Annotated in this window: 9 protein-coding genes; 2 read left to right on the top strand and 7 right to left on the bottom strand. The window is 55.1% G+C overall.

What is annotated here, in order from left to right:
• Window positions 1–3: 3 nt before the first annotated feature.
• The 4 genes from L1F29_RS17695 to L1F29_RS17680 are packed head-to-tail and all read right to left on the bottom strand — an operon-like array spanning window position 4 to window position 5,932.
• Window positions 4–861: a carbohydrate ABC transporter permease gene (locus tag L1F29_RS17695; protein WP_258383389.1), complete on the bottom strand. Its 858-nt coding sequence runs from the start codon at window positions 859–861 to the stop codon at window positions 4–6.
• 2 nt (window positions 862–863) lie between these two features.
• The gene (locus L1F29_RS17690; protein WP_258383388.1) at window positions 864–1,853 is read right to left on the bottom strand and encodes a carbohydrate ABC transporter permease; all 990 of its coding nucleotides are present in this window, start codon (window positions 1,851–1,853) and stop codon (window positions 864–866) included.
• A gap of 3 nt (window positions 1,854–1,856) precedes the next feature.
• The gene (locus L1F29_RS17685; RefSeq protein WP_258383387.1) at window positions 1,857–4,802 is read right to left on the bottom strand and encodes an extracellular solute-binding protein; all 2,946 of its coding nucleotides are present in this window, start codon (window positions 4,800–4,802) and stop codon (window positions 1,857–1,859) included.
• A complete protein-coding gene (locus L1F29_RS17680; protein ID WP_258383386.1) occupies window positions 4,799–5,932 on the bottom strand; it encodes an ABC transporter ATP-binding protein in 1,134 nt (377 codons plus the stop codon). The genes L1F29_RS17685 and L1F29_RS17680 overlap by 4 nt, the downstream gene beginning before the upstream one ends.
• Window positions 5,933–6,418: 486 nt before the next feature.
• Here L1F29_RS17680 and L1F29_RS17675 point away from each other — a divergent pair, with 486 nt between their 5' ends.
• Together L1F29_RS17675 and L1F29_RS17670 are read left to right on the top strand one after the other, a co-directional pair.
• The gene (locus tag L1F29_RS17675; protein ID WP_258383385.1) at window positions 6,419–7,852 is read left to right on the top strand and encodes an extracellular solute-binding protein; all 1,434 of its coding nucleotides are present in this window, start codon (window positions 6,419–6,421) and stop codon (window positions 7,850–7,852) included.
• A gap of 205 nt (window positions 7,853–8,057) precedes the next feature.
• Entirely contained in the window at window positions 8,058–8,426 is a 369-nt protein-coding gene (locus tag L1F29_RS17670) for a RidA family protein (protein WP_258383384.1), read from the top strand.
• Between the two features lie 49 nt (window positions 8,427–8,475).
• Here L1F29_RS17670 and L1F29_RS17665 read toward each other — a convergent pair whose 3' ends face one another.
• The 3 genes from L1F29_RS17665 to L1F29_RS17655 are packed head-to-tail and all read right to left on the bottom strand — an operon-like array spanning window position 8,476 to window position 12,711.
• Window positions 8,476–9,600, bottom strand: coding sequence for a M14 family metallopeptidase (locus L1F29_RS17665; protein WP_258383383.1), 1,125 nt, complete (start codon window positions 9,598–9,600; stop codon window positions 8,476–8,478).
• On the bottom strand, window positions 9,597–10,349 hold the full coding sequence (locus L1F29_RS17660; protein ID WP_258383382.1) for an SDR family NAD(P)-dependent oxidoreductase: 753 nt from the start codon (window positions 10,347–10,349) through the stop codon (window positions 9,597–9,599). Before L1F29_RS17660 ends, L1F29_RS17665 begins: the two co-directional genes overlap by 4 nt.
• 52 nt (window positions 10,350–10,401) lie before the next feature.
• Window positions 10,402–12,711 carry an FAD-dependent oxidoreductase gene (locus L1F29_RS17655; protein ID WP_258383381.1) on the bottom strand — a complete coding sequence of 770 codons (2,310 nt, stop codon included), beginning with the start codon at window positions 12,709–12,711 and terminating at the stop codon, window positions 10,402–10,404.
• Window positions 12,712–12,726: the final 15 nt, after the last annotated feature.

The raw sequence follows: 12,726 nt of genomic DNA, 5'->3' as shown, positions 1-12,726 counted from the left end.
CTCTTACTTCACGCCCGAGTGCAGCATGGTTTGGATCATCTTCCGCTGGAAGATCAAGAACATGATCAGGTTCGGCAGAAACATCAGAAGCCCTACGGCCGCGGCGATGCTCGTACCGGAAACGCCGGGAACGTTCGCCGTCAAGGCCGTTACATAATAGGCCAATGTTTTCATCGTTTCTTTCTTCATATAAAGTGTTGAAGCCTCCACATCCAGATAGACGGCCTGAAACGTAATGATCGACACGGTCGCCACTGCCGGCGCCGTCAGCGGAATCATTATGCGCATAAAAATGTACATTTCGCTTGCGCCGTCCAGCTTCGCCGCTTCCGTCAGCGATTCCGGTATCTGATCGATAAACTGCTTCATTAGAAAGACGGCGACCGGAGAAGCGATGAAAGGCAGGACATGGGCGAAATAGGTATTGGTCATTCCCAGCCCGCTAATGACCAAATAACGCGGAATTTGCACGGTTTCCGGCGCAAACATGAGCGAAATCATGATCGCCGCCATAATCGCCGTTTTAAAATGAAAACGGTGCTTCGATAAAACGTATCCCGCCATCGTGCTGCCCAGTATGACGGCGGCTACCGATATGGCCGCGATCAGCACGCTGTTGAACAAATAACGCGTGAACGGCACGAGCCCCGCCGAGGAATGCAGCAGCAGCTGTTCGAAGTTCCGCAGCGTCGGCTCTTTGACTAAGATCGTCGGAGGAAAGAGGAACAGCTCGTTCAGCGGCTTGAACGCATGGTTGAACAGGAAGATGATCGGCAGCAGCATGAAGAGACCGATGGCGCTAAGGAAGACGATGAGAACAATCCGGGAGAAGGATACATGCCTGCGCAGATTAACGATCATGATCATTCATCCCCCCTGGTGCCGAATAACAGATAAATCAGCCTCATCAGCCCGTAGCTCATGACCAGCAAGACGACCGAAAGAGCGGACGCATAGCCCCATTCATACCTTAGAAAAGCGTAATCGTCGATATGATTCGTAATCAGATGACCGGCATATTGAGGCGTGATGGTCAATCCCGTCAGTTGGGTTGAGATTGCGCCTGCCTTCAAGGTGCCGACGATAGCCATCACCCCGCTGAACAGCATTTGCGGTTTCATGGACGGAATCGTAATGTAGTACACTTCCTGAAGACTGTTCTTGATGCCGTCGATTCTTCCCGCCTCATAGAGCTCCGTATTGACGGTCTGCAACCCCCCGAGCATGGCCAGGAAGCCGACTCCCATGCTGGTCCACAGCGTAACCAGGATCATGATGGACATCAAATATTTGGGATCCTGCAGCCACAAGTGCGGCGAATCGATGAGGCCGAGGCGCAGCAAAATGTTGTTCAAATAACCGACCCGGTCGCCGCTGAACGCGGCGGCCCAGACAACGGACAAGGCGACGCCCCCTACCATTGAAGGCGCATACAGGGCGAGCGTAAAGTAATCGCGGATATTTTTCGGCAGCTGATGGATCAGCCATGCGAAAATAAACGACAGGATATAGCCGCCCGGACCGACGATGATGGCAAATTTCAGCGTATTCGGCAGCGTATACTTCATGAAGACGACATCCTGCGTCAGCATGTTGATAAAGTGCTTGAAGCCGATGAACCGCGGAAATTCGAATCCGTTGAAGGTCGTCACGCTCAGCAGCGCGGCCATGACGACCGGAACGATGATAAACAGGGCGAAGCACAATAAGAAGGGCGCAAGAAACAGGTAAGACAACCGATCGCGCCAGCATTCGCGCAAGAACTGTCTCATCCGGCGAATATACCGCGGCGAGTCCGGTTTCACGCTGGCCTTCGATGAAGTTACAGACTCAATATGAGGCACAGGCTCCATGGCTTACTCCCTTCTGTACGGCTTGTCGTACGGTTCAACGCGTATGGAATCGTCCGGCGTAATTCCGAATTCCTCTTGTTTGCGCTTCATCTCCCGCAGCAAGGACATTTCCGATTTTTCCAACGCTTCCTTCGGCGGCTTCCCGCCGACAACCGTATTGTTCCAGGCGAATTCCATTTCCCGCAGCAGAAAATAATAGCCGGGAACGTAAGGCATGTTTTTCGTCCATTCGCCTTGCTCGTTCAGCATGCGCAAATCCTCTTCCGTCCAGGGAATCGTCTGGAGCGCGGCGATATTGGCGGTGTGCCACCGGTATTCGATGCCGGCGAACGATTCAATATCGTTCCCGAACCGGCCTTGTACGCTGTCGGATGTCCACCACTCCAGAAACTTCCACGCCTGTTCTTTTCTTTCGCTTTTCTTCATCATGACCGCCGACGTCGTTTCCTGCGGCGCCCATCGCGCTATCGTGCCGTCCGGCCGTTCGATGCCGGGCAGAGGCACCATCTTCCAATGGCCGGCCAACTCGGGCGCAGCGACCGTCAATTGGATATACATCGTAATATCGCTTATTCCGATCGGCATGTCGCCGAAACGGAAATGATTGAAGAAGGCCGGCACATCCTTCGGCAAATCATATTTGCTGAACCAGTTCGTCCATTGTTTGAAGGCGGCCAGCCCGCCGTCAGCCGTAATTTGCGGCTGCAAGCCGTTCTGTGTAAAAACCTCGGTTTCGTGCTGGTAATACGGCATTAAAAAATTGATTCTCGGATACATGAAAGTCATCCCGTTCTCCTGCAGCGTCGGGAGCGCCTTCATCACTTCCTCCCACGTTTCCGGGGGCTCGATCCCGAGCCGTTCGAAAATATCGGTGCGATAGTACATCATGTTGTATGCTTCCGTCTCGGGCAGACCGTATATTTTGCCGCCGTACGCATACGAACGCATGACGCCGGGGTTGAACCGTTTCACAACTTCGTCAAAGCCGGGAAAAGCCGACAAATCTTCCGCCGCTCCCCGCATCGCGTAGTCGACGGGCGCCTCCATCGCGACCCCTAACGCCAGATCAGGCTGGTCGCCGGCCGCATTGCCCATCACCAGCACGTTCTGATTCGGCATGAGGTTGACGTTGACTTTAATGCCGGTGGCCGGCGTAAAGTCCTGTTCGATCATCAGCTGCAGCAAGTCGACATAGTCCTTGCCCCGCTGCACCCAAACGGTGAGCGCGTCCTTGTCGTTCGCTTCGCTCGTGTCGTACTTTTGGAAAAAGGTGCGCATAAAGTTGACAGCTGTATACTGCAGCTTGTTCCAACCGTTCGGCTCCTTGAATCCCGGTTCGGCTTGCGGCGTACGTACAACGAGATAGTCCAACTGCAGCGGCTGATTCTCGATCGGCTTCGTCCATGTATTGATGCTGGCCTTAATATCCGCGAACACGGAGGTCCGGTTCGGGATATCGTTGACATCGGCCGCCAATTCGTTCAGTTGGCTAATCGCGACGCTCAATGCCGTCGTCGGGTCGGTAACCGCTTGATTCAAGCCGTTCAAGTAGTCGCGGATGCGCTTCATATCATCGCTCAGCGATTGCAGCTTGGCGCCGAGCTCCGGGTCGTATTTGTCCATGTCCCATACCCGGCCCTGGTCGAGATTTTGGTCGGCCCCGTAGCCGTAATTCCCGGTTACAGTGCGAATATCCCGCTCGATCGCCGTCAACCGTTCGTTCAAGCGGGAAAGCGCCATGACCGCCGGCCGCAGCAGCGAGCTGTCCGCGGTCATATTGATCTGATGCGTCCCTTTCGTCAGATAAAACAAATACGGTCGGCCTTCCGGGTCGGCAAGCGTCTTGATCTCCAGGGCGTCATTCGGCGCGAAGCGGTGATGCAGCATCTCCCGGAACGGTACTTTCCCGTCTACCATGATCGTTCTGTAAGCGCTCGCTTTTCCGTTATACCCTTGAAAATATTTAAGGTCTATCGCGTAAAGGCCCGTTTCCGGCACCGTAATCTCCCATTCCAGCGACTCTCCTGCATTTTGCCAATATTGGCCGCCGACGGCGTTGTACACCAGCCTTCCTTTCGGATCAGGCGAAGCATACGGTTCGGCTACGCTCACCGTCCGGATACGAATTGCCGATTTCCGCTCGAACCGCTCGGCTTCATACCGTTGAAACCAGGACGGCTGCTCCCCGCTTTCCGTATATTGGCTTTCATATTCCTTGTAAGTCGGAAGCTTCTCGGGCGACGTCAACGTGAGCGCGTATAGGGATAGCGGTTCCTTCATGCCGACCATGCGTATCGTATGCTTCCCTTTCGTAAGCGCCCAGCGCAGCGGTTCCGACGATAGCGAATAATCCGACATTCGGATCGAATGCCAGTCTTTCAGCTCCTCCTGCACCGGACGGATTTCGTTGCCGATGGCGTTGCGGTCATATGGATACTTGGCATCCCGCCAGCTCCGCGCAAGACCGATATGCTCCGCTTCGGCGAACGGGTACACCCCGTCAATTTGAATCCCGCGAACGATTTGCGAGAAGCTTCCGGCGAGCGGCGCGTATTCGACCCTCAGATCGTACAATCCGTCCCGGGGCACCTCAATCTCCCATTCCACCCAGCCCTTTGCGTTGCTCCAATCGATGACATCCGCCTGCTTCGTCTCGTCTTTCCGACGCTGTATGTCCGCATCAGACGATGCGGCTGCGTAATCGGCCGCGAGCACGGTCGTCTCCAGCCTTTCCGTCTCCTTGAACGACTGATAATCGGCGCTGTTTATCCATTGGATATAGGACAACGGTTCGCTTTCCGATGCGACGACCGCCGCGCGGATGTCGCCCTCCAAGAGTACGGGAAAGCGCTCCGTTTCGGAAGAACCCGCCCGCCAGGTTATAATAAGCGCGGTAAACAGGATAAGCGCGCCAATGTAGACGAGGGCTATCCTTCTTCTCCGTTTCATGAAGCACGCTCCCCTTGAGCTGCCAAGGATACACCGGTTTCTCGGTCGAAGAAATGGGCTTTATCCATGCGCAGAGCCAGCTTCACCGTATCGCCGGGCATGATTGAAGTAAGCGCTTCCGTTCGGCATACTAACGTTTCCTCTCCAAACGATGCATACAGAAACGTATCGGAGCCCATCGGCTCCCTCATATCGATGGCGGCCGATACCAGCCAGTCCGGATATTTCGCCAGCGCCCACTCTTCGCAAAAAACGTATTCCGGCCGGATACCCATCACGATCTGCCGCAAATTCGCCCCTGCGGGCGGAATATGATGCGCGTAGCTTTCCGGGATCACTAGTTTCAGCCGTTTGGATTCAAAGAAAAATCGACCGTCATCCTCGACGATCGCCCCTTGCAGAAAATTCATCTGCGGCGTCCCGATGAATCCGGCGACAAACATGTTGGCAGGATTGTCGTAGAGCTGCTGAGGAGGAGCCACCTGCTGAATATGGCCGTTCTTCATGACGACGATGCGCGTTCCCATCGTCATTGCCTCCGTCTGGTCATGCGTCACGTAGACCATCGTCGTCTTCAGCTGGCTGTGCAGCTTGCTGATCTCCATGCGCGTCTGCGTCCTCAGCTTGGCATCCAGATTGGATAGCGGTTCGTCCATGAGGAAGACTTGAGGCTCACGCACAAGCGCCCGGCCCAAGGCGACGCGCTGCTTCTGCCCGCCGGACAATTGGCCCGGCTTCTTCGTCAGAAAATGTGAAATTTCGAGCATCTTCGCCGCCCGGTTTACGCGCAGCTCGATCTCGTGCTTGGCTACCTTGTGCAGCTGCAAGCCGAGCGCCATATTTTCGTAGACCGACAAATTCGGGTACAGGGCGTAGTTCTGAAAGACCATCGCGATATCGCGGTTTTTCGGAGAAACATAGTTCATAAACTTGCCGTCTATGAAGATGTCTCCCTTGGACACTTCCTCAAGCCCCGCAAGCATCCTCAGCGTGGTGGACTTGCCGCAGCCTGAAGGCCCGACCAGAACGAGAAACTCCCCGTCCGGCACATCCAGGTGAAAATCGTTGACCGATGGCTGAGCCTCTCCCTTGTAATATTTGTACACGTGGTTGAATGCTATGCTTCCCATAGATTGACTACCCCCATGTAATCTGCAATCTCAATGCCAGGGGATGCTCCTTAACCCCTATTTCGACCCTTCCGACCGTGCACTGATAGTCAAATAATAGCAAATAACCATAATTCCGTAAACTATATTTTTCTCGTAGACATAAAAGTTATTCATATACATGAGCAATAATGAAGTCTATCCCTGCCGAACAAAATGAAAGAAACATTTGATTTCACAGGATGTTTCGTCCATTTCTTTACCGATCTAACCATCTGAATCCGAAAAAAGCCGACTTGGAATATTTCTTTTATATGTGAGAAATATTCCTTGACATGAAAAAACATCATGATAAAATCGATTCAAGAACGACTTCCATGTTTGTCATTAACTGGATTGATTGTCGACAATGGGTAGGACAGCTTCGAACAGTTCCAGTCGGATGAACAGCCGCTTTTTGCAAGGGATGAATGTCAGCATCAACTATTTTAGGAGGGGGATTTTTGAATGCGTTTACGTCCGGGCAATTCACGAAATCGTAGTCTGATCGCAATCATGTTAACCTTTATGCTCGTTCTGGCCGCTTGTTCCGGCGGGAACGGAAACGGGAATGCGGGCAACGCACCTGCAGACTCTGCAAACACGCCATCGACAAACGAGAAGTCCGATACCGGGACGAATAAAGGGGCGAATGCCGGAACGAATGCGGGAACCAATGAGGAAACGCAAACTCCGGCTCCATCAGACGACAAGGAACCGGTCACTTTAAAGCTGTTGACCTGGTTTGTCGGACCGAACCAGAAGCTGTTCGATAAATTCCACGAAATGTACCCCTGGATCACGATCGAAGCGAACACCAAGATCGACGGCGGCATTATTAACAACGTCATCGCCGGAGAAGAGGCGGATCTCGTCTTTCTGGACAACGGATTATCCCAATGGATGGCCGGCGACCTGCTCGAGGATTTGACTCCGTATATTGAGAATGACGTACGGATCCAGAACGCGGACAAAATCGACGGGTTGCTGGAATCGTTCCAAACCGGCGGCAAACAGTATACCGTTCCTTATTCCGATATTCCGATGTGGATCGTCATCAACAAAGATTTGATGAACAAATACGGTTTGACCATGCCCGGCAACGACTGGACGTATGACGACATGCTGGAGATGGCGAAGAAAGCGACCGACCCCGCCGCCAACGATTGGGGCATGATCGGCATGGATATCGCCGATATTATGGCGATGGCGAACGGCAATGCCGGCAATTGGCGGCTCATGAGCAATGACAACACACAGAGCGTCGCCGATACGCCGGGTGTGCTGGAAGATTTGAAATGGCAGCAGGATCTGGTGCACAAATGGCATGTCAAACCGAGCAAAGAGGAAGCCGAGAAGCTGGGATTCGCCGGCGATCCGGGAGCCGAGTTCCTGAAAGGCAACTTCCTGTTTATGCTCGGAGCCGACTGGTATTTGGAAGGCCTCAACAAAGACGCCAAGTTCGAGTGGGACGTTCTGCCGATGCCTAAGGGTAAAGTGCAGCAAGCGACCATCCATCAGGCGGGTGCGATCTCGATCCCGAAAGCGTCGAAGCATAAAGAGGAAGCGTTCCTCTACATCAGCTTCCTGTTCGATATCGCAGCGCAGAAAGCGATGATCGAGAACGGGTCCGGCGCGTTCGTCAAAAGTCCCGAGCTAGAGAAGTATTACGAGGAAGTCCCGATGTGGAAAGGGAAAAACGTGGAGGCGATCAAGATGGCAGGCAATATGTGCTGTTTCTCCAGCGATCCCAATATGGTCGATCTCCCCGAATATATGAACACCGTCGTCGCCGCGATCAGCAAAGCGATGAACGATGGCAGCAATCTCAACGCCATCATTCCGGCGGTCGAAGCGTACAACAAAAAAGCGTTGGAGACTCGCAAAAATTTAGGCTGGTAACAGTCTGAAGCTGCAGCAACGCAAACTTTCGAAGCGAGGCTGTTGATAGTGTTTCGTCAACGGCCTCGCCATTCAGGACGATTGTTCGATAAATGGCAGGTTCTCAAAAAGTCTTGGCTTCCTTCGCGTTCAAGAGACGACTTTTTGAACAGCCTCTATAAAATTACGCGGCATTTGGTGCGGGAGAGGAACAAGGTCATACAATATGGAGAAACTTTACGGTACATCGGAGCTTCCCTTTTCCTCGGCTACACGAACGGATTCGCTCCTGTTTGTTTCGGGGCAGGGAGGTTTTGATCCGATCACCGGCGAGGTGCCGGTCAATGATCTGGAGCGCCAGACCGTATATACCATGCAAAACATTCAAAACATCCTGTCCGAGTCGGGCTTAACGTTCGAGGATGTCGTGAAGGTCAATATTTTCTTGTCGGATCGCAAGCATTACAAGGCATTCAACCAGATTTACTCACGACTTTGCCCCCGTCCTTATCCGGCGCGCACGCTAGTCTATTGCGAATTGAACTTCGATCTGCTCGTCGAAATCGATGTCATCGCCCAACTGAAATACCGCTGACCAAGCATACGGTTCAAATCGGACCGCCCTCGCAGAGTACCCCACTGCTTCAAATCGTGTCTACATATAACTCGAGCGCGCGGGCGAAATCTTGACCGAACCGTCTGCTGTTGTCTGCGGTAATCCTCACGTTCGCGCTTCCGAAGTATGGAAACTCGAAGCTGCACGTAAGCGGCGTCCCGTTTCTCACAAAGTAATCGCCACATCCCCTGCCATGGGGAAGATTCCAATCTTCCCCCATACCTAAATCATGGACCGCCGAATGCCGAATGGCATCCTCCTCGGTACGTCCGCAGCTAACCTGTTCCAACAGTCCGCTTAGCGTCTCGATTCGCTCTTTAACCGGCGGATCTTTTTTCACAAAGAAAGGAACATCGTTCCGGTCTCCCCATTTGAACGGTCCGTGAAAATCGATGGCGATCTCCGTCCGGAGCGAGCTGGCATAAGTCATTAAAGCAGCTGTTGACCGGTAAATAGGCGCATCGGTGTAATCGCGGTTATGATCATGCGGCATGCGTGATTTGCCCTGGTCGCCGTTCTCGACGCCATCGATATCCATGAATGGTATATAATGAACAAGAAACCTGTCCAGAATCGATGACCTGCCCGGGCCGACCGAAAGAACGGAATCGAGCAAACCTTCCAGCATATACAAGGGCGTAGACTCGCAGGCATGATGCCTCGCCGTAAAGACGATATGCCGTTCCGCATTCCGGTTCCCGAGCAGAAGCAGCGGAATGGGACGCAGCAGCTCGGAATGCGTCAGCATATCCCTGCGTACATCGGGGCGACCGGCTATGCGGGCATAGAACCGTTCGAAGTGATGCAGCTGGTAAGGGAGGCAAAAACAAAAATAAACGCGCTCGCCCCCTTCCCGAAACGTATAGGTGAACGCCTGCCTGGATAGGAGCGAATCTTCCCCCAGCCACCGCCATTCCACCCCGTCCATACTGAAGGCCGGCCCCCATGGGCCGACCACTTCGCCGTTGTCGAATTCAAATCGTATCGTTGCCCCTCTTGCGGAAACCGCGGAAAAATTCCAGTAAAACCACCATCCCGACGTATCTCTCAAATCCTGCTCCAACAAGACGCGATCATCCTTGATCGAGACGACGCGAATATTTCCTCCGGCATGTCCGGCGCCGATCCGGACGTCAGGCCGCACTTCGTTCATCGGTGGAACCCTCCGTCGACCGTGTACAGCGAGCCGGTAACATAGGAAGAAGCATCCGACAGCAGGAAGGCGACTACCTCGTTAATCTCATCCGCCCTGCCGCTTCGGCCGAGGTAAGCGTGCCGCCGCATGCCCTCCTTCTCCCGCTCGGACTGCTGCGCGAACGCCTCCTCCGACTTGAAGTCACCCGGGACGACGGCGTTTGCACGGATGCCGCGCGATGCGTAATCGGCCGCAAGCACGCGCGTGAACTGATTGATGCCGGCTTTGGCGGCACCATATGCGTAGCAGCCTTCGGAAGGGATTTGGCCCAGGATGGAAGACATATTGACGATAGATCCCCCACCCGACCGGATCAGCAGCGGAACCGCATGCTTGCATACCAGAAAAGTGCTCGTCAGCGTCCCCCGGATCGAGGCCTCCCAATCCGCCAACGATAGCTCCGTCACGGGCTTTTCCACGTTTTTGAACACGTTATGATAAGTGCCGTCCAACCGTCCGAAGCGGCGATCGATATCTGCTATCGCCGTCTTCACCTGCTCTTCATCGCACATATCAGCTTGTAGATAGACGAATCGATGCTCGCCGTACTTCTCTTGCAATCGTACGATTTCCGGAAAGCCGTCAATTGGAAGCCGGTCGCAGCCGAAAAGGACGGCCCCCCTCTCCAAAAACATTGAAAGCGCGGAACGTCCCGCCATCCCCAGACAGCCGGTAATCAGAATCACTTTATTATGCAGCGTGTGCATGACTTTCACCTTTTTCGATTTGAAATTTGTCCGAAGTCAAGCCGATTTGTAATCAATGCGAGTAACAGCGAACCTCGTATATCGCCGCCGACGGGTCGCCGTTCGTAGCCAGCACCGTAATTCGCAGCCGATCCGTATAAACCGTACGTTCCGGTACGATCGCGCGTTTTTGCTGATAATTGCCGAGCAGCCGGCCGATCTCGATCCAGCTGCCGCCGACATACGCTTCCGCGACGACATCCTTTGGGCACTGCGGGTCCCGGTATAACGCCGGATATGCCCGATAATCCCGCAGCAGATGCCCGGGAAAGGTCAGCTCGATCCGGCCAATTTCGACCTTCTCTTCCCAGGATAGCTCCAGCCATTGCGGCAGCGGCCTCTCCGGGTCGGAACGCCACAGGTTCGGACTCCGGTATGGACGGGTAACGCCGCTTAGAACACTATGCGGCCCATAGCACGGCTGAGGCGGCTCGATCCGGAAACTCATCATCGTGCCCGAACCGTACCGGCGCATGATCCCGTTCCCCAGCTCATAGGCGCTAACGTGACCGGGCTCGACCAAACTTGCGGCATGCCAGCTCACGTCGGGATTCGCCAGGAGATCGAGCCGGACGTAGCGGCCCCGCAGCGCGGAGACGTCGAGCCCGACCGGCCACTCCACCCACCGCCCGCTCCCCGGCTCTACCGTGAGAACGGCTGCGGCGAGTGGATCGCCTGGCTCGACGCGGTAGTCCCACAAGTGATCTACGGCGTACAGACGGGCTTCCACCCTTTGCACGGTATCCGATTCGCTGCCGAGGCAAAGGTGCAGCCGGTCGATGCAATCCGCGCCGACGGCGATCCATTGTCCCCGTCTCTTGCCCAGCGCGCCTCTTTGCAAACCGCCGGCCGTTTCTTCCGGCGCCGGATCGCCTCCCCCCAGCGCCGCCTCGCTGCTTGCACTTGCCGATGCCGTCCGGGCCAGATCATGCGGATCTTCGTTCACGACGTTCGGCAGAAAGCAGCCATCGCGCAGAAGCGCCTGCTGAACGTCTCGGACCGCCCGCTCCGGAACCTCTCTAGCGGACAGCCCGCTGCGAACGGCCCAAGCAGCCGCCGTTCCGGCCGCTTGCCCCATTACCGCCGTCGTACCCATGACGCGCACCGTTCCCAGAGCGGCATGCGTGACGCTGACGTTGCGCCCTGCCATCATCAAGTTGTTCATTTCCTTGGCGATCAGAATACGCAGCGGAATTCCATAAGGGCCGACGTAGCTCTTCGACATATGAACGCCGGCACCGCCTACCTCGGCGGCCGCCTTCTCGCTGTAAGGCGCCAGCAAACCTCCCGGCTCATGCAGGTCGATGAACCAGCCGCCATACGCGATTTCGTCGGAGAAGATCGTCTTGTTGAGCGGATCGTGCTCGGTCATGAGGTATTGGCCCATGATCCGCCGGCTTTCCCGCTTGCCGGGCACTTGACCGACCCAATCGAGCGCGTAGTTCGCGGCAGCGATCTTAAGTTCGGGATCCTTGTTTTTAATCCAGTCCCAGATGCCCAGCACATGACGGGTCAACTCATGCCGCAGCTTCTCGTTGTCATAGATCGTATGCCACGGTACGGACAGCTCGATCCACCAATACCCGCTGCGAATTTCACCTGGCCATCTTCCCTGCTTATAGAAGAAATCCGGATCGTCATACTGCACGGCCCACGGCGGCGCGGCAAAGGGGACTGGATGCCCGGTATCCTTCGCCTTGAAGTGGATCGAGTTGCCCATGACGGCGTCGCTTGCCTGCTCCGGGGCATGCGGCTCGCCGAATTCGCCGCGCCCTTCCGTTCCCATGCGCCATTCGCAGCCGGCAAGCGCAGCCACGATTCCGTCACCCGTACAGTCGATGAACGTATGCGCCCGCAGAGTCAAGACGGTCTCGGCATGGCTAACCCGGCCGACGACGGCTTCAATCGTCCGTTCGTCACGCATGATCACCTTCGTTATGCTCGTATTCAGATGAAACGTCAAATTCGGCGTCGCCATCGCCATATCGTATTGAACGAGGTCCCATACGCTGTTTATCCAGCCGTTGTCCCAGGTCGGCTGCTCATGATTGCGCGCCCGTTCCTCGATCAGCAGCTCGGAAATAATGCCCGTTTCCCTCGCGTAAGCGTGAAAGCTCGCCGCACCTTGAGGCGGAACCCGAATCTCGGAGGAGCTGTTCCCTCCGAACACCGGACGATCCTGCACAATGCAAACCCGCACCCCTTGACGGGCAGCCGCGACGGCGGCGCAAAAACCCGACAGACCGCCGCCGCAAACGACGATATCATACTGCTCCTCGACTGAACGATAACCGCCGGCGGCCGCTTCAGCCATATTCGACATTCGACATCACCTCGA

Origin of the sequence: Paenibacillus spongiae, assembly GCF_024734895.1 — a bacterium.
GTDB lineage: Bacteria > Bacillota > Bacilli > Paenibacillales > Paenibacillaceae > Paenibacillus_Z > Paenibacillus_Z spongiae.
This window is presented reverse-complemented; position numbering and strand designations above follow the sequence as displayed.

Coding starts and splice junctions, on each gene's coding strand:
- L1F29_RS17695 (WP_258383389.1), bottom strand. CDS start 861: ATGATCGTTAATCTGCGCAGGCATGTATCCTTCTCCCGGATTGTTCTC.
- L1F29_RS17690 (WP_258383388.1), bottom strand. CDS start 1,853: ATGGAGCCTGTGCCTCATATTGAGTCTGTAACTTCATCGAAGGCCAGC.
- L1F29_RS17685 (WP_258383387.1), bottom strand. CDS start 4,802: ATGAAACGGAGAAGAAGGATAGCCCTCGTCTACATTGGCGCGCTTATC.
- L1F29_RS17680 (WP_258383386.1), bottom strand. CDS start 5,932: ATGGGAAGCATAGCATTCAACCACGTGTACAAATATTACAAGGGAGAG.
- L1F29_RS17675 (WP_258383385.1), top strand. CDS start 6,419: ATGCGTTTACGTCCGGGCAATTCACGAAATCGTAGTCTGATCGCAATC.
- L1F29_RS17670 (WP_258383384.1), top strand. CDS start 8,058: ATGGAGAAACTTTACGGTACATCGGAGCTTCCCTTTTCCTCGGCTACA.
- L1F29_RS17665 (WP_258383383.1), bottom strand. CDS start 9,600: ATGAACGAAGTGCGGCCTGACGTCCGGATCGGCGCCGGACATGCCGGA.
- L1F29_RS17660 (WP_258383382.1), bottom strand. CDS start 10,349: ATGCACACGCTGCATAATAAAGTGATTCTGATTACCGGCTGTCTGGGG.
- L1F29_RS17655 (WP_258383381.1), bottom strand. CDS start 12,711: ATGTCGAATATGGCTGAAGCGGCCGCCGGCGGTTATCGTTCAGTCGAG.